This is a genomic window from Bacillus sp. NPDC057893, assembly GCF_042796455.1.
In the GTDB taxonomy this organism is placed as follows: Bacteria; Bacillota; Bacilli; order Bacillales; family Bacillaceae_G; genus Bacillus_A.
Genome location: NZ_JBHVNG010000004.1, coordinates 234,436 through 258,181 on the forward strand (window position 1 = coordinate 234,436; position 23,746 = coordinate 258,181).

At 33.1% G+C, this 23,746-nt stretch carries 36 protein-coding genes and 1 pseudogene; 21 read left to right on the forward strand and 16 right to left on the reverse strand.

What is annotated here, in order from left to right:
- Nucleotides 1-64: 64 nt before the first annotated feature.
- Complete coding sequence (locus ACFVQC_RS19600; RefSeq protein WP_377898983.1) at nucleotides 65-514, reverse strand: hypothetical protein; 450 nt, start codon at nucleotides 512-514, stop codon at nucleotides 65-67.
- Between the two features lie 172 nt (nucleotides 515-686).
- Between ACFVQC_RS19600 and ACFVQC_RS19605 the strand changes: the two genes are divergently transcribed.
- The 5 genes from ACFVQC_RS19605 to ACFVQC_RS19625 all read left to right on the forward strand — a co-directional run bounded on the left by ACFVQC_RS19605 (nucleotide 687) and on the right by ACFVQC_RS19625 (nucleotide 4,150).
- Nucleotides 687-1,487, forward strand: a complete 801-nt coding sequence (locus tag ACFVQC_RS19605) for an AAC(3) family N-acetyltransferase (protein ID WP_377892969.1) — start codon at nucleotides 687-689, stop codon at nucleotides 1,485-1,487.
- A 12-nt stretch (nucleotides 1,488-1,499) separates the two neighbouring features.
- The gene (locus ACFVQC_RS19610; protein ID WP_215578808.1) at nucleotides 1,500-2,195 is read left to right on the forward strand and encodes a phosphopantothenoylcysteine decarboxylase domain-containing protein; all 696 of its coding nucleotides are present in this window, start codon (nucleotides 1,500-1,502) and stop codon (nucleotides 2,193-2,195) included.
- A 173-nt stretch (nucleotides 2,196-2,368) separates the two neighbouring features.
- Nucleotides 2,369-2,842: a tetratricopeptide repeat protein gene (locus ACFVQC_RS19615; protein WP_002147204.1), complete on the forward strand. Its 474-nt coding sequence runs from the start codon at nucleotides 2,369-2,371 to the stop codon at nucleotides 2,840-2,842.
- Between the two features lie 12 nt (nucleotides 2,843-2,854).
- Complete coding sequence (locus tag ACFVQC_RS19620; protein WP_377898984.1) at nucleotides 2,855-3,904, forward strand: hypothetical protein; 1,050 nt, start codon at nucleotides 2,855-2,857, stop codon at nucleotides 3,902-3,904.
- A 153-nt stretch (nucleotides 3,905-4,057) separates the two neighbouring features.
- On the forward strand, nucleotides 4,058-4,150 hold the full coding sequence (locus ACFVQC_RS19625) for a putative holin-like toxin (protein WP_001289318.1): 93 nt from the start codon (nucleotides 4,058-4,060) through the stop codon (nucleotides 4,148-4,150).
- Between the two features lie 228 nt (nucleotides 4,151-4,378).
- Here the strand turns inward: ACFVQC_RS19625 and ACFVQC_RS19630 are convergent, their stop codons facing one another.
- Entirely contained in the window at nucleotides 4,379-5,200 is an 822-nt protein-coding gene (locus ACFVQC_RS19630; protein ID WP_377892902.1) for an HNH endonuclease, read from the reverse strand.
- 149 nt (nucleotides 5,201-5,349) lie between these two features.
- Here ACFVQC_RS19630 and ACFVQC_RS19635 point away from each other — a divergent pair, with 149 nt between their 5' ends.
- Nucleotides 5,350-6,435, forward strand: a complete 1,086-nt coding sequence (locus ACFVQC_RS19635) for an AI-2E family transporter (protein ID WP_000837889.1) — start codon at nucleotides 5,350-5,352, stop codon at nucleotides 6,433-6,435.
- A 229-nt stretch (nucleotides 6,436-6,664) separates the two neighbouring features.
- Here ACFVQC_RS19635 and ACFVQC_RS19640 read toward each other — a convergent pair whose 3' ends face one another.
- Genes ACFVQC_RS19640 through ACFVQC_RS19665 form a run of 6 tightly spaced genes read right to left on the reverse strand, consistent with a single transcriptional unit; the run spans nucleotide 6,665 to nucleotide 7,652 of the window.
- Complete coding sequence (locus tag ACFVQC_RS19640) at nucleotides 6,665-6,805, reverse strand: YrzI family small protein (protein WP_002110425.1); 141 nt, start codon at nucleotides 6,803-6,805, stop codon at nucleotides 6,665-6,667.
- Nucleotides 6,806-6,832: 27 nt separating this feature from the next.
- On the reverse strand, nucleotides 6,833-6,973 hold the full coding sequence (locus ACFVQC_RS19645) for a YrzI family small protein (protein ID WP_000672237.1): 141 nt from the start codon (nucleotides 6,971-6,973) through the stop codon (nucleotides 6,833-6,835).
- 25 nt (nucleotides 6,974-6,998) lie between these two features.
- Nucleotides 6,999-7,142 carry a YrzI family small protein gene (locus ACFVQC_RS19650; protein ID WP_002120145.1) on the reverse strand — a complete coding sequence of 48 codons (144 nt, stop codon included), beginning with the start codon at nucleotides 7,140-7,142 and terminating at the stop codon, nucleotides 6,999-7,001.
- Between the two features lie 26 nt (nucleotides 7,143-7,168).
- Nucleotides 7,169-7,312, reverse strand: a complete 144-nt coding sequence (locus ACFVQC_RS19655; protein ID WP_002120145.1) for a YrzI family small protein — start codon at nucleotides 7,310-7,312, stop codon at nucleotides 7,169-7,171.
- 28 nt (nucleotides 7,313-7,340) lie between these two features.
- Entirely contained in the window at nucleotides 7,341-7,484 is a 144-nt protein-coding gene (locus tag ACFVQC_RS19660; protein ID WP_000142704.1) for a YrzI family small protein, read from the reverse strand.
- Between the two features lie 27 nt (nucleotides 7,485-7,511).
- Entirely contained in the window at nucleotides 7,512-7,652 is a 141-nt protein-coding gene (locus tag ACFVQC_RS19665) for a YrzI family small protein (protein ID WP_002110421.1), read from the reverse strand.
- 440 nt (nucleotides 7,653-8,092) lie between these two features.
- On the opposite strand from ACFVQC_RS19665, the gene ACFVQC_RS19670 reads away from it, so the two are divergent.
- The 7 genes from ACFVQC_RS19670 (at nucleotide 8,093) to ACFVQC_RS19700 (ending at nucleotide 12,352) form a co-directional block, all read left to right on the forward strand.
- Entirely contained in the window at nucleotides 8,093-8,686 is a 594-nt protein-coding gene (locus tag ACFVQC_RS19670) for a DUF4825 domain-containing protein (RefSeq protein ID WP_377898985.1), read from the forward strand.
- 15 nt (nucleotides 8,687-8,701) lie between these two features.
- A complete protein-coding gene (locus ACFVQC_RS19675; protein WP_002147220.1) occupies nucleotides 8,702-9,217 on the forward strand; it encodes a DinB family protein in 516 nt (171 codons plus the stop codon).
- Nucleotides 9,218-9,313: 96 nt separating this feature from the next.
- The gene (locus ACFVQC_RS19680; RefSeq protein WP_002147221.1) at nucleotides 9,314-9,694 is read left to right on the forward strand and encodes a GntR family transcriptional regulator; all 381 of its coding nucleotides are present in this window, start codon (nucleotides 9,314-9,316) and stop codon (nucleotides 9,692-9,694) included.
- Nucleotides 9,691-10,563: an ABC transporter ATP-binding protein gene (locus ACFVQC_RS19685; RefSeq protein WP_377898986.1), complete on the forward strand. Its 873-nt coding sequence runs from the start codon at nucleotides 9,691-9,693 to the stop codon at nucleotides 10,561-10,563. Before ACFVQC_RS19680 ends, ACFVQC_RS19685 begins: the two co-directional genes overlap by 4 nt.
- Complete coding sequence (locus ACFVQC_RS19690; protein ID WP_377896216.1) at nucleotides 10,560-11,222, forward strand: DUF4052 family protein; 663 nt, start codon at nucleotides 10,560-10,562, stop codon at nucleotides 11,220-11,222. The genes ACFVQC_RS19685 and ACFVQC_RS19690 overlap by 4 nt, the downstream gene beginning before the upstream one ends.
- A 50-nt stretch (nucleotides 11,223-11,272) precedes the next feature.
- Nucleotides 11,273-11,752, forward strand: a complete 480-nt coding sequence (locus ACFVQC_RS19695) for a cytochrome c biogenesis protein CcdC (protein ID WP_377898987.1) — start codon at nucleotides 11,273-11,275, stop codon at nucleotides 11,750-11,752.
- Between the two features lie 117 nt (nucleotides 11,753-11,869).
- Nucleotides 11,870-12,352, forward strand: a complete 483-nt coding sequence (locus tag ACFVQC_RS19700; protein WP_377898988.1) for a 2'-5' RNA ligase family protein — start codon at nucleotides 11,870-11,872, stop codon at nucleotides 12,350-12,352.
- A 15-nt stretch (nucleotides 12,353-12,367) separates the two neighbouring features.
- Here ACFVQC_RS19700 and coaW read toward each other — a convergent pair whose 3' ends face one another.
- From coaW to ACFVQC_RS19740, 8 genes are all read right to left on the reverse strand, one after another.
- Nucleotides 12,368-13,189 carry a type II pantothenate kinase gene (gene coaW, locus ACFVQC_RS19705; RefSeq protein WP_377898989.1) on the reverse strand — a complete coding sequence of 274 codons (822 nt, stop codon included), beginning with the start codon at nucleotides 13,187-13,189 and terminating at the stop codon, nucleotides 12,368-12,370.
- 27 nt (nucleotides 13,190-13,216) lie between these two features.
- Nucleotides 13,217-13,615, reverse strand: a complete 399-nt coding sequence (locus ACFVQC_RS19710; RefSeq protein ID WP_377898990.1) for a 3-hydroxyacyl-ACP dehydratase FabZ family protein — start codon at nucleotides 13,613-13,615, stop codon at nucleotides 13,217-13,219.
- 55 nt (nucleotides 13,616-13,670) lie between these two features.
- On the reverse strand, nucleotides 13,671-14,870 hold the full coding sequence (locus ACFVQC_RS19715; protein WP_377898991.1) for an LL-diaminopimelate aminotransferase: 1,200 nt from the start codon (nucleotides 14,868-14,870) through the stop codon (nucleotides 13,671-13,673).
- A gap of 331 nt (nucleotides 14,871-15,201) precedes the next feature.
- Complete coding sequence (locus ACFVQC_RS19720) at nucleotides 15,202-15,567, reverse strand: hypothetical protein (protein WP_377898992.1); 366 nt, start codon at nucleotides 15,565-15,567, stop codon at nucleotides 15,202-15,204.
- Between the two features lie 178 nt (nucleotides 15,568-15,745).
- Nucleotides 15,746-16,048, reverse strand: a complete 303-nt coding sequence (locus ACFVQC_RS19725) for a hypothetical protein (protein WP_377896210.1) — start codon at nucleotides 16,046-16,048, stop codon at nucleotides 15,746-15,748.
- Between the two features lie 167 nt (nucleotides 16,049-16,215).
- Complete coding sequence (locus ACFVQC_RS19730; RefSeq protein WP_377898993.1) at nucleotides 16,216-17,418, reverse strand: MFS transporter; 1,203 nt, start codon at nucleotides 17,416-17,418, stop codon at nucleotides 16,216-16,218.
- 294 nt (nucleotides 17,419-17,712) lie between these two features.
- On the reverse strand, nucleotides 17,713-18,147 hold the full coding sequence (gene exsC, locus ACFVQC_RS19735) for an exosporium protein ExsC (protein ID WP_219919051.1): 435 nt from the start codon (nucleotides 18,145-18,147) through the stop codon (nucleotides 17,713-17,715).
- Nucleotides 18,148-18,317: 170 nt separating this feature from the next.
- Entirely contained in the window at nucleotides 18,318-18,470 is a 153-nt protein-coding gene (locus ACFVQC_RS19740; RefSeq protein ID WP_080001761.1) for a YqbF domain-containing protein, read from the reverse strand.
- A gap of 458 nt (nucleotides 18,471-18,928) precedes the next feature.
- On the opposite strand from ACFVQC_RS19740, the gene ACFVQC_RS19745 reads away from it, so the two are divergent.
- The 8 genes and pseudogenes from ACFVQC_RS19745 (at nucleotide 18,929) to ACFVQC_RS19780 (ending at nucleotide 23,743) form a co-directional block, all read left to right on the forward strand.
- Entirely contained in the window at nucleotides 18,929-19,303 is a 375-nt protein-coding gene (locus tag ACFVQC_RS19745; protein ID WP_016095638.1) for a hypothetical protein, read from the forward strand.
- 187 nt (nucleotides 19,304-19,490) lie between these two features.
- Complete coding sequence (locus ACFVQC_RS19750) at nucleotides 19,491-20,276, forward strand: class I SAM-dependent methyltransferase (protein ID WP_377896021.1); 786 nt, start codon at nucleotides 19,491-19,493, stop codon at nucleotides 20,274-20,276.
- A 69-nt stretch (nucleotides 20,277-20,345) separates the two neighbouring features.
- The gene (locus ACFVQC_RS19755) at nucleotides 20,346-20,534 is read left to right on the forward strand and encodes a DUF3970 family protein (protein ID WP_377896020.1); all 189 of its coding nucleotides are present in this window, start codon (nucleotides 20,346-20,348) and stop codon (nucleotides 20,532-20,534) included.
- Nucleotides 20,535-20,608: 74 nt separating this feature from the next.
- Nucleotides 20,609-21,574 (forward strand): nucleoside hydrolase, encoded by a 966-nt coding sequence (locus ACFVQC_RS19760; RefSeq protein WP_215573430.1) that lies wholly within the window; start codon nucleotides 20,609-20,611, stop codon nucleotides 21,572-21,574.
- Between the two features lie 124 nt (nucleotides 21,575-21,698).
- On the forward strand, nucleotides 21,699-21,941 hold the full coding sequence (locus ACFVQC_RS19765) for a GlsB/YeaQ/YmgE family stress response membrane protein (protein ID WP_002013368.1): 243 nt from the start codon (nucleotides 21,699-21,701) through the stop codon (nucleotides 21,939-21,941).
- 92 nt (nucleotides 21,942-22,033) lie between these two features.
- Nucleotides 22,034-22,429, forward strand: coding sequence for a hypothetical protein (locus tag ACFVQC_RS19770; RefSeq protein ID WP_002110404.1), 396 nt, complete (start codon nucleotides 22,034-22,036; stop codon nucleotides 22,427-22,429).
- Between the two features lie 247 nt (nucleotides 22,430-22,676).
- Nucleotides 22,677-22,883 (forward strand): annotated as a pseudogene (locus tag ACFVQC_RS19775) (hypothetical protein); the annotation flags it as partial.
- Nucleotides 22,884-23,038: 155 nt separating this feature from the next.
- Nucleotides 23,039-23,743 (forward strand): YjgB family protein, encoded by a 705-nt coding sequence (locus ACFVQC_RS19780; protein WP_377896019.1) that lies wholly within the window; start codon nucleotides 23,039-23,041, stop codon nucleotides 23,741-23,743.
- Nucleotides 23,744-23,746: the final 3 nt, after the last annotated feature.

Here is a 23,746-nt window from a genome sequence, read left to right on the forward strand (position 1 = left end):
ATTTGTAATGCGCTCTTTCATATGAGTATAAAGTTTAAATTAAGATTGCTAGAGTGAAAGTTTTTCATTGCTGTGATGTAACGCTTTCATTTTGTTTCATTTCAAAAATTTTCTTACAATCTTCATCTACAATTTTAATAGAATCTCTAAGTTTAGGCACACCGATATACAAAACAGGGTTTTTATCTTTTCCCTTGTTTTTTTCAATATGTAAGACGATAACGGATGTATCTTTTTCGTCTTTAACTTCTTTTACTGTAATTTTATCGTTTTTATACTTTGCTCCAAATGCTGAATATACCATCTTCTTTCCTTCACTAATGCTATCATTTGAGTAATGAATCATAGTTGGATCTTCTTGTGCTTTTTCGTATAAGTGTGAAGGACCATATCCACCTTCGTTATATCTAGACTTTTCTAACACCCAAAAATCTTCATATTCATTATTAGAAAAAGTACAACCACTTAAATTAATCATTCCTAATAGGAAAAGGGATAATATCATTTTTTTCATCGTGTTCACCTTTCTATATTTATTTCAAATTAATATACCATAATTTAACTGTTTCCGATATGATAAGAACGATAGGTGTATAGTAATCTATACGATTATGTTAAAAATTAAGAAAAATATGATAATATATTCATGTACTAGTTTAAAGCAAAATGGGGGAACAATCGTGAAAATGAATGACATAGTGGCGAATACACAATTTCCAAATACAATCGAAACAATTACAAATGATTTAAAAGCATTAGGGATAGAAAAGGGAATGACAGTTATTGTACATTCTTCATTAAGTTCGATCGGTTGGATATCTGGTGGGGCAGTTGCCGTAGTAGAAGCGTTAATGAAAGTTGTTACAGAAGAAGGAACGATAATTATGCCGACGCAATCTTCGGATTTATCCGATCCAAAACATTGGTCAAGACCACCTGTACCAGAAGAATGGTGGCAAATTATCCGGGATAACGTCCCAGCATTTGACCCGCGTATAACACCAACAAGGGCAATGGGAAAAGTAGTTGAATGTTTTCGTACATATCCGAATGTATTACGAAGTAATCATCCGCTCAGTAGTTTTGCAGCATGGGGGAAATACGCAGAAGAAATTACAGCGAATCATTCACTTTCCATAAGTTTTGGTGAAGAATCGCCATTACGAAAAATATACGATTTAGATGGATACATATTATTACTTGGTGTCGGTTATGACTCCAATACATCCATACATTTATCTGAGGTACGTACAGGTGCACGCGAGTTAATAAAGGTAGGAGCGCCTATTATAGAAGAAGGTGTAAGAGTATGGAAAGAATTCGTTGAAATGGATTACGATTCTGACACGTTTGTAGAAATCGGAGTTGAATATGAGCTTAAAGGAGCAGTTACGCGTGGGAAGATAGGGAATGCGACGTGCCGTTTTATGAGGCAGCGTGATGCAGTTGACTTTGGAACAGAGTGGTTTCGTGCGAAAAATCAGTAAGGGATGGTTATTATGCAGGGGAAAAAAGTATTAATTACGAGCGGCGGCTGCCTAGAAAAATGGGATCAAGTACGCGGACATACAAATTTAGCAAAAGGTACGATTGGAAGAATTATGGCGGAAGAGCTTATGGCAAAAGGAGCACATGTTATATATTTGCATGGCTATTTTGCTGAGAAGCCAATGGGTGTAAATAACCAATTAGAATTGCACCCATTTGAGGGGATTATTGATTTACAAGATAAGATGAAAAGTATTATTACACATGAAAAAGTAGATGCAGTTATTATGGCTGCTGCTGGCTCAGATTGGGTTGTTGAAAAAATTTGTGATCAAGATGGAACTGTTCTTAATATGAACGGAAAGATTTCAAGTGATATCGCACCGATTATTCATTTTCAAAAAGCGCCAAAAGTATTAAAACAAATAAAGAATTGGGATCCAGAAACGATACTCGTTGGCTTTAAACTTGAAAGTGACGTAAATGAAGCAGAACTTATTGAAAGAGCAAGCAAAAGGATGGAAGATGCAAAAGCGAGTGTAATGGTAGCGAACTCACCGCATTCTTTATATTCTCGCGGCGCTGTGCATCACGTCATTGGACAAGATGGTAATGTGAAGTTATGTAATGGGAAAGATGAAACTGCAAAAGAAATAGTCAATATGTTAGAGCATTTATGCAATCGTATTACTGCTATGGAAATTTAAGCTTTTAGAAAGAGCCGTAGTCGCATAGTATATAATGGAGTTAATATTAAATTAGTGGGGGAACGTATCCCTCACTGATTATTAAATTGAACCAATAGAATAGGCCATTAGCTGCCCGTAAATGTGTAATACATGATATATGCATAATGAACATTTTGTGAGGAGTGGATTGTATGGAACATTTATTAAAGCAAGCTATTAAACTTAGAAATGAAAAAAAATATGCGCAGTCTAGAGAGATACTTATAGGATTAACAAACTTTACGAGGGATGCAGAAGTGCTATATCAATGCGCTTGGATACATGATGCCATGGGTCTTGAAACGGAGGCGGTTCCTTATTATGAGCAGGCAATTGCGAACGGACTTGATGGTGAATCCCTTCGCGGTGCGTATATCGGTCTTGGCAGTACGTATCGTTGTATAGGGGAATATGATAAAGCGATTACTGTATTAGAAGCAGGGATAAAGAAGTTCCCGGAAAATGATGTAATGAAAGTGTTTTTATCATTAGCAAAATATAACGTAAACGAACATGAAGAAGCGATGAAATTATTGCTTGAAACGGTCGTAAAAGTAGATGAGGTAAAAGAATTTGAACGTGCTATCTCATTTTATAAAGATAATTTAAATGAGGTCTTTAAATAGAGGAGAGAAGGAATGAACCCATCAATTTCACGAAGGAAAAAAGGTATTTGGATTGGACTCGTATCTTTAATTATGTTATCAAACTATTTATTGTATGCCCTTCCAATAGTACCAGCTGCCCCGAAAGAAGTAGTCCTCGGTTCATTATTAGATTTTATGTTTGTAATTCCGGTTATCACATATTTCTTTATTATACGGAAAAGATATTTGTTAACGTATATGTTTCCTGTAGTTATAGCTGGATACGTATTCGCAAGATTTATAATTCCTAGTAATTATTTACAAGCTTTTTCATTTGTTTCGTATGTAATAGTTGCTGGAGAAATTATGTTCGTATGTTTTGAACTGTTTCTTATATATAAAATTATAAGAGTACTTCCTAAAATAATAAAACGATATAAAGAATATAGAAGTGAGTATTCTTCATTTTCTTATGCGATTGATGCAGCATTTGATGCTAATATGAAGAGAAGTAAGGCAGTAAATATCATTCTAACAGAGTGTAAATTACTCTATTATGCTTTTTTATCGTGGCGTGTAAAAGTATTAGAAAGTGAATCCACATACTCATATCATAAAAAGACCGGTGCAATAGGTGTTTATATCATGATTATTCATGCAATAATAATTGAAAGTATCGGTTTTCATTATTTACTTCATCAATGGAATCCAGTAATAGCTTGGATATTACTCATCTTAAACATATATGTGATGTTTTATTTTTTAGCTGAAATCCAAGCGATGCGTAAAAATCCAATTATCGTTGCGGAAGAAAAAGTGATCATTCAAATTGGATTAGGAAAGAAAATCGTTATACCATTTATACAAATTGATAACATTGTGTTTTATAAAGGCGAATCTTTAGCGAAAGAAGAAGAGAAAGCGGTTCTTGATGCAACTGTTATGGAATTTATAAAGGAACCTGCAACTTTTGAAATAACGTTAAAGGAGCCAATTAAAGCGCAGTTGTTATATGGATTTTCTAAAACAGTAAGTTGTGTTCACTTAAATGTAGACGATGAACGGAAATTTTATGATGCGGTTATGGAGAAGTTGAAATAGGAGTAAAAATAGTGAAAAATAAAAACTCGCAACTTAATAGCTTGCGGGTTTTCGTCGTAAACAATTAAAAAATATGATAAAATTAAAAGGTAACTTATGGTACGGTTGGTTGTTCAATTATCACTTCTCCGAATAGGAGGGGGGTGATAATACGTGAGTGAAATTGCGTTGCTGTTGCAAGGTGGACTGTTTCTCATTGCATTGTTAACGTTTATTGTCGTCTTAATTGACAAGCTCAAAAAATAACAACCCACCTATGCCTATAGAATGTGGGTTGTTATGTTTGTACGAAACAAATAGGATAAATGAACAATCCAATCTGCTAAGTTACGTGGACTAGTGTGTAGCCGCACACTAGTCTTTTTTATTTATATACAGTTGTTAATTGTTTTATGTGATTGTATTGTTCTTTTCACACTCATTATAACACAGTGTCTTTTCATGAAGAAAGGAGACCGTATGTTCTGATGTGAATTAAATAGAACGTGTAGTTTCTTTAAATAGCCCATCCATATACTGTTTTAAACTTTCCACAAAAAATCCTTTTTTGTCTACATTATTTACGCCGACAATTGGTGATGGAAGATTGTATCTTTTTTCTGATAAATGAACAACAACATCAAAAATATCAAATAGGCGAATGAAGCAGAACAGACCGTCTTTATCACTAAGTAAAATAAAGTAATGGTTTTCACTCGTTGTATTTAATGTATTCCATAAAGAACTTTTGCTTAAGTCACGAACGATACTCTTTTCCTTTAATTCCATGAAATCGGCATTTAATAGAATGGTAGAAATATCAATCGCATCTGGATCTTCAAAGTAGCCATCAATTGTTTGTACAGCAAAAGTATAAGCCATTTTTAATACACTCATTTTATATTTACGGTTATCTAAAAGCAATTCACGTTGAATAGAACTAGCTACTTTTGTTACGCGCTCTTCTTTCCAAATTTCATTATGTAATGAAATATCGTGCTTTTTACATAGTTTCATAATTAATGCATTGGAATAAAGTATCTCATCACTTACTTCGACTACATCTGTCTCAGCGGCTGCTAGCTCCTCACCATGTTCATTCGTATAGAGAGGGGAGTCGATTTGTTTTTTCATTTGCTCAATCTTAAATTGACTTAGTTTATGCCTAATTAAAGGACGGTCAATATTTGTTGTCATATGTTCATGACAGGAATCACAAATTGAGTTTGTGAAATAATATCCACATAATATCTCTGGAATGACATATTGTTCACTAAGTTCTTTCGTATCTTTTCTGCAAATGATGCATTGTGTCATATTTATCACCTTTACCTGCAAATTTGTCTGTAATCTCATTGTAGTGTATTTAATGGGATTTTGGAATATTGTAAAGGAAAATATTATGTGAAATCTAAGTTTAATTTGGTACAATGAAGAGAAGTGCTAGTTTAAAGGAGGACGTTTTTTTGAAATCGAAAGTGCACTTTTGGACATTAGAAGTGCTGATGGTTGTAGGAATTATATTTATTTGCACAAAAATATCGTTTCTATTTCAACCGATTGGTATCTTCATATCAACATTATTTTTCCCAATTTTAATCGCGTTATTTTTATACTTCATATTTAACCCATTGTTAGTCTTTTTGGAGAATAAAAAAGTACCTAGAGGTTTAGCGATTTTACTACTGTATCTTTTTATTATCACATTAACTGGAGTTGCTATTGGAGTAGTTGTTCCAACCATCTCACAACAGCTAATGGATTTAGTGAAAAACATGCCGACTTATATAAAAGAGGGAAAAGTATACATACAAGATCTATCCCATCATAGATTATTTGAATGGCTATCTACACAAAACTACGTTTCCATTGAGACAATTGAGAAAAATGCAATTGAATACTTAAAGGAAATACCAAACACACTTACGTCGAGTGCAACGGCTTTATTTGGTATTATCACGAACGTGGCGTTAGTTATCTTTACAGTACCGTTTATTTTATTTTATATGTTTAAAGATGGACATGCATTTCCAGGGAAAGCTGTTAGTGTATTACCAGAGTCTTACCGTGAAGAAGGACTTCGTATCATAAAGGAAACGAACGAAACATTATCTGCATATATTCAAGGTCAAGCGCTCGTTTGTATGTTTATTGGTGCCTTTACATTTACTGGTTATTTAATCATCGGTTTACCGTATGCTTTCGTTTTAGGAATTATCGCAGCATTTACAAATATAATTCCGAACTTAGGTCCATTTATCGGAGCAGCACCAGCTGTCATTATAGGTCTGTTCGTATCTCCGATGCAAGCTTTGTACGTAATTATTATAGTAACAATCGTACAACAGTTTGAAAGTAACATCATTTCACCGCGTATTATGAGTTCAAAATTAAATATCCATCCGTTAACAATTATCATCCTTATTTTAGGGGTAGGTAATTTCGCGGGAATTATCGGAATGATTTTAGCAGTACCAGCTTATGCGGTAACAAAAACGGTTGTTTCGAACTTAGTGAGATTGTTTAAGACGAAACGAAGTAAACGGAAATAGAATATGTTGAGAAAGATACACCGCTTAATAGTGGTGTATCTTTTGTTTTTTAGAGTGTATGAAATACGTATTATTATATATTTTTCACACATCAAATTAACTGCAACACTTGTATAAATTATTCCTGTTAAACTACGTGGAATCCCTCTGAACTATCCAAATCATTTCTTTACACCGCGTCATTAACATCATAATCGACTCCTTTCATTTCTAATATAAGTTCAAACAATTATAGGTGAGTGTAGTACTTGCTTCTACGATCACGAATTTCATCTATAATCTTTTTATACTGTACCTCTTGTTGTACTTCATTTGCAGATATAGTTTCTTTTTGAATCGTAATGGTTAAAAAGAAAAGGTGAAACTTCATACATGAATTCCTCCTTCCGAATAGGAATTACAGGTGACTACAATAATGACTTTGTCGTTCTTTTACGTTGTACATAGCCTGCTCAATTTGTCGGTCATGAAGCATATCAGACTCAGACAGTTTATTTTTTTGAATGGTAATAGTTAAAAATAATACTCTGAATTTCATTGGATATTACCCCTTTATAATTTATTTAGTAAAGACGATTGTAATAAGAGGACTGGCGCTCTTTCACATCATCCATAATATTTTTAATTTGTTGTTCACGAGAAATTTCATCTCTTGAAAGTTTACGTTTTTGAATGGTAATGGTTAAAAAGAAAGCCTTAAATTTCATTAGGATAGCGCTCCTTTATAATTTATTTAGTAAAGACGATTGTAATAAGAGGACTGACGCTCTTTTACATCATCCATAATATTTTTAATTTGTTGTTCACGAGAAATTTCATCTCTTGAAAGTTTACGTTTTTGAATGGTAATGGTTAAAAAGAAAGCTTTGAATTTCATTAGGATATTACCCCTTTAAAAAATATTTTTAGTACATTTGTGTATAATACGAACTTTTAATGTCCGTTATTTTATCCATAGTTTGTTTTAATTGTTGTTTACGAAAGATTTCAGCTTCAGATAACGTTTTTTTCTGAAGTGCTGTCGTAAAAAAGAAAATATGAAAAGTCATAGACGAATTCCTCCTTTCGAAAAGGAATTACAGGTGATCACAATAAAGCACTTGGCGCTCCTTAACATCATTCATAGCTTTTGCAATTTGCTCATTATGAAGAATTTCAGCTTTGGAAAGTGTATTTCTTTGAATCGTAATACTTAAAAACAATACGCTAATAGTCATCGAATGTTGCTCCTTTCTTTAAAAAATAATGTAAGAGACTAAAAAATCGCATAAAAAAGCCACAGGAAGATATCGTTCTCCTATGGCTGGGCGTGAAAAAGCCACAGGAAAGTATACGACCTCCTGTGGCGAATTTATGAATTAAAAGAAATAAAGTACGATTTTTAATTCTCCATTAGGGTGGTCGAATTTATATTTAATTGTCCGAAAAACACAGGTGCAGTTAACGCTAACGATAAAGCATCTAATTGTAAGTTCATCATTTCCTTCGACCTCCTTTTAGAATATTTTTCTTACGTTAGTAAGTATATACAATTAATGGATAATTGTAAACGTAAAAATTGAAAATTTTTAATTTTGATTAGAATGCGTATATTTTAAAGGGTTTTTAAGGGATACATTGTATAGATTGGATAATAAATAGAACTTGGGGGTGTCTAATGAAGTATATGAATAGAATAGCAGGTGTTATGCTAACAATTTTTTTATTTGTTACTGCTTGTTCTAACGGAGGGAGAATAAAAGAAATATCAGATATTGGACCAGCGGATTTTAAGAAATATACGTGGACGTACGTTGGAAATAATTCTGATGTGTCTGCAATTGCTAAAAGTTTACCTGGTGGTGAAACAGTTCAAAGTATAAGCTTGAAAAATGAGAAAATTGCAGTGAAATACGGTGAAAAAAAGAACGATAAATTAACAGAAGATATGATTGAGACGTATTGGTTTGACGAAAAGGATACGATGAAAAAGAACTTTCTCTTTAATGCTATTTATCTTGCAATTTTAGTACCAAATGCGAAAGGGTATGAGTTTCAGTTGGAAACTAAGAATTTTACACTGAAAAGAGAAGAACTCTTACCCATACTGTATAAAGAATTTAATGATTTTCCGAAAGGCGATCAAATATGGAATAAGGGAATCATAATGAACTTCTTTTATGGTAATTTAGAAAAAATAGTAGCGCTTGTTAATAATAAAAATTTCCGGAAACAATTCTTTGATGAACATCCTATACAGGAAACTAAGTGAGACGGTGGGGGAAAGATGGAGCTTGTTTATAAAATTTCTTATTTCAGAATGTATGATCATTATTTACCAAAGCTAACACAAGTAATAAAGTGTTTAAATGCGGAAGACTTGTGGAAAAGAGATGGTGAGGCTAATTCAATTGGAGGTATAGTATTACATATCTGCGAACATGTAAAAAGAAATACGATTCGTTACTCGAATCCAAATGTAAATTTTGAAAAGGGGATTGAAGAGTACTTTCCAAAGAAGGCATTAAATTCTGAAATGCTGCTGGAAATTGTAGAAAAAGTATTTCGTGAATGGGGAAACAGGTATATAAAAGCATGTAAAGGAAGAACCGATATTGATTTGCATAGCTTATTACACTTAGTCGAGCACACAAGTTATCATTTGGGGCAAGTAGTAGACCGAACGAAATCTTTAAAGCGAGAGAGGTTTAACTTTTGTCAAAATGGTATCAATGAAAAAGATTTGAGAACGAAGATTGAAAATACGGAAATTTTCAGAAGAGGGTCATTCATTATCGAATGATTCTCTTTTTTTTATGAAAATTATGGTAAAAAATAAAATGATGTGATATGGTTAGTTGCATAAGTAATGAACCTATGAACCTAAGGTGGTGAAATGGTGAAACCAACTCTGGAGCAAAACAAATTAATATATATACAAATTGCAGAAACAATTGAAGCTGATATTTTAAAAGACATATTACTTGAAGAAGAACAAGTTCCATCGACAAATCAATTTGCTAAGATGCTACAAATTAACCCGGCAACTGCTGCGAAAGGGGTAAATCTATTAGTGGATGAGGGCATTTTATTTAAAAAGAGAGGGATTGGAATGTTTGTTGCAAGTGGTGCGAAGGAAGTCGTATTAAAGAAGCGGCAAAATGCTTTTATGACAGAGTATTTACCTAAAGTATGGGAAGAAGCAAAAGTATTGGAAATCTCTAAAGAAGAATTAATGGATATGATTCAAAAAATTACAAAGGAGGCGAAAGAGGAATGATTGCACTTGAAACGAAAAAATTGTCCAAAAAATATAAAAAGAAACTAGCTGTAAATGAAGTAACAATTTCATTGGAAGAGCATAAAATATATGGTTTGCTTGGAAGAAACGGAGCAGGGAAAACGACATTATTAAACATACTTGCTGGTCAAATTATTTCAAGTAGTGGAAGCGTAGCTGTATTTGGCGAAAATGTATTTGAAAATAGTAAAGCGATGCAAAATATTTGTTTCGTTAGAGTGAAAGAAGAAGCTCATTTAAGTTATAAAGTAAAAGAAATCTTTAAGATGTGTAGCATGTTTTATAAAAATTGGGATGGAAAGTATGCTGAAGAACTTGCAGATAAATTTCAGCTTAATATGACAGAGAAATACCATAAACTATCACATGGCATGCAAACAGTCGTAGGAATTATTCAAGGACTAGCAAGTAGGGCACCAATTACTATTTTTGATGAGCCGACTACCGGTTTAGATGCAGCACATCGAGAGTTGTTTTATAGTTTGCTATTAGAAGATTATGGTGAGTATCCCCGAACAATTATATTATCAACACATTTAGTAGAAGAAGTAACCCATGTAATTGAAGATGTAATCATCATAAAAGAAGGAAGAATAGTTGTTCAATCATCAGTGGAAGATATATTACAACAGGGGCATATAATTTCAGGACAAAAAGATAAGGTAGATGCATTTTCGATTAATAAAAAAGTTATAAATCGAGAAGTTTATGGAAATAAGGGCATTGCTGTTATATGGGAAGAACTTACTAATGAAGATTATTACTCTCTTGAAAAAGAAGAATTAGTAGTTGATAAAATTACATTACAAAAACTATTTATTCATATAACTGGTGGTGAAGTGAAATGACGATGTTAATGAAGCAGTTGAAGTTACATATAAATTTTCATTATAATGCATTTATTATATTTTGGATTGCAGCATTACTTATAAAAGGAATAACAAGTGCAATGGATTTAAAAGGAATAAAGGAAGGATTTTTACAACATATTTTAAGTAATCCTTCGATTGTAATTATATTTTTTATAGTAGTAAGCTCTTTCATTATACAGGATGATCTGTTTCGTTTAGCTGTTTCGTTTGGAGTAACGAGGTTAGAGTTTTTCATTGGATCAGTTTGCTATATTATATTACAGGCTGCGGTTTTCTCATTCCTTCAAGTGATTCTTTTACAAAATACATTGTACAGTACAACAAATACTAGTCTAGGAGAACACTCAGTAGAACAGTTTATTGTACAACTATTATTGTATGTTACAATAGCAACTTTCTTTCAAGTAGCAGTAGTAATTAAGAAACGGTTTAAGTGGATTGGTCTTATGGTAGGAGGAACACTTTTTATATCATTGAATAGTGTGCTTTATGGTGAAGTAGGAATACAGGATTTAAATTCTACATCTAATCTATCTTTAATAGATATTCCATATTTTACTGTCATTTCAATTGGATTAACTGTCGTCTATATCGTGACTAGCGGTATATTCATTCGAAAAGTATCATTTGAGTAAACGATTTAAAGTGTAATTAAATATATACTTTGGGAGAAGAGGAAAAATAAATGGGAGATACATCTTCACTAATAACAGTCTTTTTATGCGTAGCACTGCTAATTTTTTGGCGACGATATCGTTCTATGTATAAGCCGATAAAGGGAAAGGGAAAACGTATTTTGTGGCCATTACTATTTTTAACACCGGGTATTTTATTGTTTTTTGGTCCAGTACATCCAGCTATATTACAAGTGACTATAGCGGCATCCATTGGGGTGATTTTCGCAATCCCACTTATATTTCTAACAAACTATGAGCGAAGAGAAGATGGAAACATTTATACGAAAAAAAGTGCTGCCTTTTTAATTACTTTTATCGGAATTGTTATTTTAAGATATAGTTCAAGACAATATATTGTTGGCTTAGATCCGCAAACAATAGGTTTATTATTTTACGTTGTTGCGGTGTCTTATATTATTCTGTGGAGAATTGCTTGTTATATAAAGTTCAAGAAAGTTTGGCGGGAAAATAATAATCATGCTATATGAAAACTTCTCATTTGAGAAGTTTTTTATTTTTCTATGTAAGTGAAATAACTTGTTGAAGTGCAAGCTACCATGCAATATGATAAATATAAAAAATTGAGGAGAGTGGAGGATATAAAAATGCGTACAATTTTACTTTTTCTAAATAACATGTCTACTGATGAGATAGAAAGTATTCGAGAAATACACGACCCTTTATTTGGTTTAATTCCTCCCCACATAACAAGTGTATTTCCTTTTGAAAGTAATATTTCAAATATATCAAAAGGGATAGGTACAATTGAGATTAAGTTTGCAAGTGGTGTAACTAGTATAGGAGACTATTTATTTTTAGAAATTGAGCAAGGAAAAGAACAAATAGAAGAGCTACATGATAAATTATATACAGGACCATTACTACCACTTTTGAGAAAAGACATTCCGTACATACCCCATGTAACAGTCGGAAGAAAAGAAAGCTCGCAGTTAGCTACTGAACTAGCAAGGGATCTTCCTTGTTTTCATGAGAAGCTGCACTGTGTAATCGATAGAATGAGTGTGGAACGTATTGGGGAGAACGGAGAATCAATTATTGAATTTGAAGTGTCATTACAAAGAAGCTGACAAAAGTCAGCTTTTTTATTTCGTACCATGAAGTAAAGCACCAATCGCACCACTATAACCGCCGTCTTGTAAAAAGACTGGTAATTTGTTTTGATACTCTGTATAGCTACTTATAATATTTTGAAGATGTACGTTATTACATAGAGTAGAACCGATGTAAATGATATGGTCAATATTTTTCGCTTCGGCGAATTGAAGGCTTAATGCTGTGACGACTTCACCGACAAGTCCTTGAACGGTAGCAAGTATATCTGAACTACTATAATTTGAGTCTGTAATGGTCGCTTTTCCGAAATTGCTAGCAGTTAAGTTATTATCAATAGGGGAGAGAATACCGCCATAAATATCTCCAACTGTAATGTCTAGACTGTTTCTTGAACCCATTTTTGTAAGAGGAATTACGTCTTCAAAATGATCTAAATTTGTTAATAGCTTTGAAAGTCCCATAATTGTACCGCCGCCAACTCCAGTTCCGCCGGCACGAACATATTGCTTGTCATAAACGTAGTGAATAGATGTACCTGTACCGATATTTGTTAATACAAAATTATTGATAGTTTGCTTTTCTTTGTTTAGGATATAGTGAACACCGGTTATAGTAGCATCGAATTCATTTAATGTTACTGTCTCATATGAATCCGAAAGTAGATCTTGCAATTGGGCCGCTTTACCACCTGTAATGCATAGTTTTGTAATGAATTTGTTTTGATGAAGCCATTCTTTAATCTTTTGGTGGTCATATGAATAAAATTTTTCAAAAGATATTTTATTCTCTACGTTATAGTAAACAATTTTTGTTAATGTTCCCCCAGCATCAATACCAACAACATTCCGCATTTTCCTACTCCTTACTATGTAATATGTTTAATCAGCTTGATATATTAATAGCTTTTCAATGGTAACGATTGATTGACCGTTTACAGAGGCAATTCCTTTCCCAAGAATAAAACCTCGTCTGTTACGTGTTAATTCATAATGTAAGTCAAGTTTATCACCGGGATACGCATTTTCATGAAATTCCACCCCATCTAAAGAGGAAAGGAAACCAAGTCCTTCAGATGCTCCTGTACTTACAAAAGCACTAAGTTGAGCGAGTGTTTCTACAATTAGCATATGAGGCATATAGTTTTGATTTTTATTAATAAACCACTCGTTATTTGTGATCAGTTTGTATCCTGTAGCTGATTGAGATTCTTTAACATTTGTAATTTTATCGATCATTAAAAATGGATAGCGATGGGGAAGAGTATCTTTAATATTCATATCGTACCTCCAGGAATAATAATACCCCTGCTACAGGTAAGCAGGGGAGTTACTATTAATTTTTAACTAATTCTTCTATTTTTTCAATAGAGAAAATACCGCTATTTTTAATGTTTTCAACTGCTTCTTGTAATACTACTTTATCTTGAACAAGTGCAATACGTACAAACCCTTCGCCGTGAGGACCAAATGCATGGCCTGGTGTGACAACGACATTTGCACGATCCATAAGTGCATAAGCGAAATCTAGAGAAGTCCATCCTTTCGGAATTTCAGCCCAAACGAACATACTTCCAGCTGGTTTATCGACATTCCAGCCAAACGTTCGGAATCCGTCGACTAAAGTATCTCTACGTTCTTGGTAAATGCTTCGGTTTTTCTCACAAAACTCAGTGCCGTGTCGTAATGCAGCAGATGCTGCTTTTTGAATTGGTAAAAATACACCGTAGTCTGTATTCGATTTAAACTGTGTTAGTGCACCAACAACTTCTTCATTTCCAATCATATATCCAATACGGCTACCTGCTAAACTATAACTTTTTGATAAAGAGTTTATTTCTACACCAACTTCTTTTGCACCAGGTACAGATAAGAAGCTAATCGGCTTTTGGCCATCAAAATAAAATTCAGCATAAGCAAAATCATGGACAACGATAATATTATGTTTTTTCGCGAATGCGATTATCTCTTTAAAGAAATCTTCATGAGCCATTGCTGGAACTGGATTTCCTGGGAAGTTTAAAATCATCATCTTCGCTTTATCGGCGATTTCTTCAGGGATAACTTCTAAGTTAGGTAAGAAATCATTTTCTTTCTTTAATGGCATGTAGTAAGAGGTTGCACCGGCCATTTGAATTCCTGTTTCATAAGCTGTATATCCTGGATCAGGAACTAGTATTATATCTCCCGGATTTGCAAAAACCATAGGTAAATGAACGAGTCCATCTTGTGAACCCATTAATAATAAAACTTCTTTTTCAGCATTTAATATAACGTTATGAGTGTTGTTGTAATATTCAGTTACAGCTTCGTGAAATTCTTGAATACCAGTTAATGTGTATCCGTAGCTTTCTTTTTCACTCGCAGTATGTACCATAGCTTCTCTTACGAGATCAGCAGGAGGCATATCAGGATTCCCGATACTTAAATCAATCATTTTATGACCTGCTGCAATTTTCTCTTTTTTATAGGCCCCTAATTCACTAAATATAGAAGATTGGAATGCTTTCATTCTAGTTGCTAACGTGTAAGTCATCAAAACCCCTCCTAAAAACTGTGCTTTCTTTCTGCATTTTTAATTATTCTGAAAACACATGTTTACATTTTATCATTTTTTTATGAAAATTAAAACGATTGACAATTTTAGAGGGAGGATAATAAGGAGAGAAATAAAAATAACGCAGAAAATATTTTCTACGTTATAAATGGAGATTAATTGTTTGTTTTTTTATCCGGCATTAACGGGCAGTAAAACTCCTACCTCAAAATTCGGCTGGAGCAAAGAAGTGAGGTGGGAGATCAACTGCCCGTAAAAGCCCGATTGGTGAGGGCTAATAATCAGTGGGGGATGAACCCCCCCCCACTGATTAAAGTTTCACTTTATATGTACATGTTTTTTCAGTTGTAAAAAAGTATACATTTAATTTATCATCGACAACCTTTAAAGTTTGATCCGATGTAAATGAGTTACCATAATCAATGTGATATACATTAGAATTTTTGACAAATGAACCTTTATATAAATCCTCTTTTTTATTGGTTGTTTGCATTTCCACTAAATTGTGAACAACCTTTTCTTTCTTTTCTTCTTTTACAACTGTTTCAAATTTATAATACACAGGGCATTCACCTTTTTTATTATCAATGACTTCCCAAGAGCCGTATATATCATTATTGCTACATCCACTAAGTAGAACGATTAATATAGGGAAAATAAGTAGAAACTTTTTCATTGTGTACTCCTTTCTTATTATTTTTTATAAACGTGCGAATACAATAAGAATATTGTAATGAATAAAGTTTAAATTTTTATAAAGAATTAATAAATTTCACATAAAAATTTGGAGAAGGGTGGGATTTCAAAATAAAAAGGCATGAATCTAGTGTAATACCAGATTCATGCCTAAAACTCTATCTTATGTTATGTCTTTTGAGGATAAATGAAGCGGAAAGAAGAATGACAATTCCATTTACAACATACATATTTGCAATAATAAAGGCTAGGTTAGCTGCGCCAAATCCACCTTTATCGAATATGGTAGCGAATGCTGTAGTAGTCAAAAAGATAATGGGAGTTAACAGTAAGAATAAGAAACCTGCAACAATCCTTCTTTTAAAGTTATTTTGAGATAGGGAAATGGCTAAAAAATTAAGGACGCCAAACATAACGAATGAAAACAGAAGGGTAATTAATAATTGCATACCAGCAGACATTTCCACAGCTCCTTTTTGAAGAATCTATAATTTATTGTATTCGAAAGTAATAGGGGATACTCCTTTAAAAATTGGAACTATACAAAGCATATAAATTTCAATCCTAGAAATTGAAAAAGAATGGAGCCATATTAAAATACTGGATCCATTCTTAAGAAGTATTAGTTTTATAAATTCGCAGATTGCGAAGGTTGTTTTTCATATTGTTTCTGTTTAGATAGGGAAATGAAAATAATTAACAATGAAATGACTCCGAAAATGAGCACCATATATTGTAACCCAATCGTATCTAAGAAGAAGCCAGTTCCAAGTAAGACAATTTGGAACATAACTCTCTCAAACATATTACGGAATGAGAAGAGGCGGCCGTGATAGCTTTTTTCTACTTTCGTTTGGAAAATTGTCGACATAATAGGGAAGAAACAGCCGACACTAAAGCCAAACAAACCAAACGATGTAAGAGCCATCCATTTTATATCGCTAAAGAACAATGAAAGGTGTGCAAAAGCGGTACAAATTGCGAAGAAATATAGTAACTTTTCAGGTTTGAAATGATCAGATAAACGTTTAATAACGAAGGCACCTAACATAAATGCTACACCTTCAATTGTATATATGAATCCTTTAATCGTTGGATCGTGTTGCATTTCGCTAATGTTAATAACCATTAAATTGAATCCAGCTATAAATAATAGAGGGATAATACTTAATATAAGTGCTGTGAAAGCAATAGGAATTCCTTTTAAAATACGAAATACTTCCATAAAGCTATTATCTTTAGCTGATTCTTTACTTGATGTAGTTGACTTTTTATCTTCAAATTGTAGGAAGAAAGTTGAGAGGAATAATAAAGCGTATGCTGCCATTGAGAAGGCATACATATACTGTAAACTCATTACAACTAAAAGAATTCCACCCAGTGAAGTACCTGCAATACGAGCGATTGTACCGATATTCATATGTACACCGTTCATCTGCAATAGTTCATGTTCCCGAACGATGAGTGGGATTACAGATTGTAATGCAGGGAAATAAAATGCCGCTGAAATTTGAAGTGCAATCATAAAAGCAATCATAAAGGCGATACTTTCATATTGAATAGCGAAAAACATGAAAATAACACTAAGAACACGACCAAATCCAGCGTAAAGAAGAACTTTTTTCTTTTCATACTGATCGATGACACGACCAGCCATAGGACCAACTAGAACACCTGCTAATAGTCCGATAAATAATATAACTGATTTCATAAAATCAGAAGGGACATATTTTTGCATAAACTCAAGGTTGCCAAGAATACCAAGCCATAACCCTAGACCAGCAATAAACTCCCCAATTAAAACGATCCAAACATTTTTATTAAGCCACATAATGTAAAACCTCTCCGTCTTTTAAAGTGAAAAACTCGTATATAAAACCTCCTTATTTATGTAGTATTTTTATACGAAATTTTTTAGAGTCAGAGTCTATATTACGTGTTTCATTAATGGATTTCAATCTTTTTGATTTGTAAAAAAATGATGAATTAAGTGATACAATGGGTAACTAAAAATACAAAAAATTCACAAGTAAATTCAAAGGAAAGGTAAGTGTGGAGAAAATAAAAAAAGTAAGAACGCAGATAATACGTCTTACTTTTCTCGAAAAAACAAAAATAGATTAAATTAGCAACACTTATGATCTTGTCCAATAGCTAAACCACTAAAAGATAGAGGGCCAACAATGTCTGCACTTGCAGCACTTGTTAGATTTTCCACAGTTAATGAATACTCGTGAGTCCCGCAGCTTACATCTTGATCTATAGCTTGAAATGTTTGCGCGTAAAATTGCTCAGAACCTGTAGATTCAATCCCTACTTGAGCGTTGAAGATTTCTGTATTGTCACGGAAAATTCTAAATAATATTTGTGCTATGTCAGTTATACCTTTAACCCCAACTGTTGCAATTAATTCTACTCGATTATTACGTGAATCTCTTCTTGAAATTTTTAATTTAATATTTGCTAGAATTGCTTTTTCTGGGGAATCGGGAATTACAAAAGTTGTTTCACCAGTTCTATTTAAAGGTTGAGTAGCTTGGTAATCAATGATATGAGTCATATTCGTCACCTCCTCATATACTAAAATATGAAGGTAACGATGAATTAGCTTGGACATATACTATAAGATTTTAAGAGAATTGAGGAGTAATGTTGAATATAGAGAGATAATATAAAAGCATCAAGAAAAAATCCCAATTATGAGAGTCATTTTTTGATGCTTTTCATACTTTAGGCAGAATATTCTTCTTTACGTACTTCGAAGAATTCATTCCGGCGTAAGTAATTAAAAATTTTTTCCGAAACCTCTTCTTCATGAGACACTAAGAATCGATGATCAAAAGCATAGAAAGATTGGCCTTTAATTAATTTTACGTAGTATATTTTACACGCCTCCTTTAAATTAGGATTCTTAAATACTTTCTATTATGATGACCTATCTGGTTGTTAATAATACTTAAAGTTTCAAAGGGAAGAAGTATAAATTCAAAAAACATTGAAACAGCTTACAAATCTGTAATGTTTTTGTCATCTTTAACGATAGTTAAAATTAACCAATATCTCCTATACTACAAATAAGTTACATAAAACAAGGAGGTAGAAAGATGGAGGAAGTAATTGGAGAAGTTGTAGCAGGGATTTGTGAATTTGTAGTTGAAGTTACGGTGGATGCTTTAGGGAATTTAGTTTCCGAAAATGAAGAGGAGAAAGAAACGTTATAAAAATTTGTAAAGGCTGATTTCTAAAGGGAAGTCAGCTTTTATATTTTTTACATTATATTAACATTATTTAAATATTCATTTGTTATGATATTGGTGAAACCAATAAAGGAGCTGATCAAAATGAATATACCGAATTTTAGATTTGATGTATCTGATACTCGTATGATTGTGGCGAATATAGATGAAAAGGAATATCACTTTATTGTTCGTGAACATTCACTTGTAGGAAAGGTTATATCGCTATTCGAAAATGGAAAAGAATATGGTTTGATAGATAAGCAAATCGCCGTTAGGGATAAATTTATTAGATCAGAACTTACTAAGTTGGAGCATTTCAACATTGATATGCTTTATAATTCACCAGGCTGGATATGGGTTGGCATGAATCAATTTGGATTGTATGCAAGAGAGGCTACACCTAACGAAGTAGAAATTTTTATGAGGTTAAAGGAGAATGTAAATTATTTAGACGTATATATAGGTACCACGATGTAAGAGTTATTTTTCGAGGTTATGGGATTTGTTCCCGTAACCTTTTTTTGTTTTGAAAATAAAAATTCACGAGTTATTTTATTTTGATACTAGTCCTCTTTTATAAGGGATAGATCCTAAAAGAGGATTTGAAATTATATAAAGAGAACTTATTAATTATATGAATACTTATAGAAAGAAGATGATAAAAATGAGTAAAGAAGAGCTTGTGAAACAACAATTTGGTAGTAATGCAGAGAAGTATGTGGAAAGTAAAATTCATGCAAAAGGACCGGATTTACAATATGTAGTTCAGCAGGTTGAAACTCGTCATAATACTCGTCTTCTTGATATTGCTACTGGTGGTGGACATGTTGCAAATTTGTTAGCCCCAATGTTTAAAGAGGTAGTCGCTCTTGATTTAACAGAAAAAATGTTAGAAAAAGCAAAAGGTTTTATAGAAGGGAACGGGCATGAAAATGTATCATTTGTAGCAGGAAATGCAGAAAATTTACCATTTGCTGATGAATCCTTTGATACAATTACATGCCGAATTGCAGCACATCACTTTGTTGATCCCTTGCAATTTATTTTTGAAGTAAATCGAACGCTAGAGGATAATGGATTATTTATATTAATTGATAACGTTTCACCAGAAAATAATGAATTTGATACATTTTATAACTTTATCGAAAAGAAGAGAGATCCGAGCCATGAACGAGCTTTGAAAAAAACAGAATGGATTACTTTATTAGAGAAACATGGTTTGCAAATGCAGTCATGTCATACTTTTGACAAGAAGTTCAATTTTGATTGGTGGTGCGATATGATGGATGTTCCTATGCAAAAACGTGTAAAGTTAACAGAGTGTATGATGAAAACATCAAATGAAATGCAGGAATTTTTCAAGATTCAATTTGAAAACAATAAAATAGAATCGTTCTATACTGAAATGGCACTGTTCGTATGTAAAAAAAGTTCAACATTAAAAAGATAAATTTCTTGCAGTCTTTCTGATGTACGATATACTTAGTACAGAGAAAATGAGAATTGAGGAATAGTAATAATGATTCGTGTACGTATTGAGGGAACTGAGGAAGAGATGCTTGAATTTTTAGAAAAAATTCCTGACATTCCTGGGTTTGAAAAAACACATATGAGGGAACCGAGAAAAGGGAATAATCCGAAATATGATTCAAGCAAAAATGTATTAGCGTATATATCGTATAAGAAGATTGAAGTCGCCAATAAATAGGCGGCTTTTTTAATTATCTTCGTTTCACCACCTTGTCTTTTTCGCATAATAATGGTAGTAGATTATTAGAGAGGGTGAGGAAAGTTAATGAAAAAATAATCTTTTTCGGAGATTTTGGTATTGACGATGCAGTTGCGTTAATTTATGCAAATAAAACATGCAAATTAGATATTATAGGTATCGTTGCAGAGTATGGTAACGTGTCGCGGGAAATTGTAACGGAAAATGTTTATTTTTTAGAAAGATACTATGCTACAAAAGTGAAGATTATTGAAGGTGCCAGTAGACCAATGACAGCTGAAGAACCTTTATTTTTCCCTGAAATTCATGGGGATCACGGTTTAGGTCCAATCATTCCACCGAAAATGAGAATTTGTGACAGAGAAAATTTTTGTGAATTGATTAAATTAATTGAGCCTTGTCCAGAAGATATTATTATAGTGGCGACGGGACGATTAACAACACTTGCAACATTATTTTTATTGTACCCCAATTTAATGAATCGAGTATGTTCTTATTATATAATGGGTGGTGCTTTTCTTTTTCCAGGAAACGTTACACCCGTATCGGAAGCTAATTTTTACGGCGATCCAATTGCCGCGAATATCGTGATGAAATACGCGAAGAATGCTACTATATATCCGTTAAATGTAACGCAGCGCGCTCTTATCACCCCTGAAATGGTCGATATTATTGATAAAGAAGGAACAGGACAGGCGAAACTTATTAAGCCAATGATCGATTTTTATTACGAGAACTTTTACAAAAAAGAATATCCAGGTATCGCTGGGAGTCCGATTCACGATTTACTTCCGTTCATTTCATTTATAAATGATGATATTTTTGAATATAAAAAATCAGCAGTTTGGATAAGTACGACAAATGATGTAACGAGAGGTCAAAGTGTTGCTGATTTTAGAAAAATAGCTGAGCCGACGACATTTGATAATCGGCCTGTACAAAGAATTGCTGTTGAATTTAATTATCAAGCTTTTAAAGACGAATTTATGAGAACAATATTGAAGCCAGATTGTCCTTAAAAGGTTGAGCAGATTTGAATGATTTTCATAAGACGAATAACTTACGAAAAATGAAACATAACTAATGGTAAGCAATTGTTTCTGATTATAATTTTTATTGGTCAATTATAAAGGAGGAAATGATATGATTTGGTCTTTAATCGTTGGTGGTATATTAGGATGGTTTGCAAGTTTGATTACTGGGAAGGATGTACCTGGCGGTGTAATCGGTAATATTATTGCAGGTATTGTCGGTTCTTGGCTTGGTACAGCGTTACTTGGTAAATTCGGACCTGTTATAGGTGGATATGCGATTGTTCCGGCTTTAATAGGTGCGATTGTTTTGATTTTCATCGTAAGCTTTATATTCCGTGCAATGCGGAAATGAATACAGGGGACTGTTTACATTTGTAAGCAGTCCCTTTGTATTATGTTGTCTAATCTGTTATGCTACTGTTATACAATCAGGAGGTGTCAGCATTGAAATCATTTACAGTAAATTTCCATCAAGAAGATAATGCAAAGGCAACAACAGTACATAAATTAAGTGAAGAGGACTTCGATAAAGCAACAGAAAAAGGTACTCGTCATCTATTTGATTTGGATACAAATGTTGGTTTCTTCGTATTCTTTGATGCTGAAGATGCAGAAGGAAACGAGCAATATTTAATGTTACAATATGAAGGGGATCATGAAGAGCCAAGTGCTTGCTACGGATTTGATTTGAAACTGTTCTATCAATTTTTAGCATTATACTTAAATGATCTTGAATTCCAAGGTGAAACAAATGAAGAAGAGGAAGAAAATGGTCCAATTCATCATTTAGCACACTTACTTTACCATATCGTTGAAGATGGTAAATCTATCGAAGTATAAAATACATAATTGAAGCTGTCCTTTAATAGGGCAGTTTTTTTAATTATATAAATAGGCAATCTCAATGGAGTTTTGATGGCGACAGGTTGTTTAATTATATTTCAGAAAAAAATTAAACCGGCAAGGAAGATTAATCACTTCCTGCTGGTTTTTAGCATTTAAAGGAGCTTTTGTGATAGTTTATTTTAAGTTATAAAAAAGGATATAACGAGTATGGAGAGAAGGTGTATACAAGGAGAGGAATAAGATGATTAACAATACAATTCCAATCTTTTTGAAGCTTTTGGAAAGCAATGAAATAGGATTACATGACTTGAACAAATATTATGATATGCACCCAGAGGCATTCGAAGAGTATTTTAAGTTTCACTGTCCTAAGACGGAAGAACGTCTTTCTAGTGCGATTGAAAAGTATCCTGCAAAACTAGAAGACATTCGTATTATTTCGGATACAACCGACTCGGCTATTTTTTAGGAACATCATATATAGAGTATATGGTCCATGCTTTCGGAGAAACCGAAGCACTTACTTTTTGGAGAAAAAATAATTTGAAGAGTAGTGTAATGGAATGGTTACAAAAGTGAATATGTTGAAGAAGGAGGCTGAAAATGATGAAAGTATATATGAAAGTACTTATATTTTTCCTAACTTTAACGTGTGTAGCGGCTTTAACCGCGTGTAATAACGCTGAGGAAAAGAAACAAACTAATTCAACATCAGAAAATAGTACGGAAAAAAAGAGCGATACGTCAGAAACGGGTAAAAAGAATGAGGACACCGCTTCGAAAAAAGAGAAAGAGTCTGTGGAAAAACCAAAAGGTCAAGATTCGGTAAAACCTTCAATGGAGTCTAATACGAAAAATACAGCGCTTAATCAAAAATCAATTAACCATGTAAAAGATTTATTTGAGCAAGCGAAAGAAGGAAAAGTACCTAATGTTCCATATGCAGCGCATACAGGAGATATTGAAGAAATAGAGAAGGCGTGGGGGAAAGCAGATAAAACTGAGCAAGCAGGAAACGGGATGTATGCAACTTTTACAAGTAAAAATGTGGCATTTGGCTTTAACAAAGGATCGCAAGTATTTGACGTCCGCTCGTATCATTCAGAACTCAAATCGATTACGTTACAAGAAATTGAAAAAGCTTTGGGAAAACCGGCGTCTGTTAAAGTCAACGGTAATGATAAAATATACATTTATAAAGTAAATAATCAGTTTGAGTTGAAATTCGTTATTCCGAAATCTACTGGTAAAGTAGATCATATTTCTGTGTTCTCACCGGAGGATAGTATTAATAAAATGGCAGGTTAAATA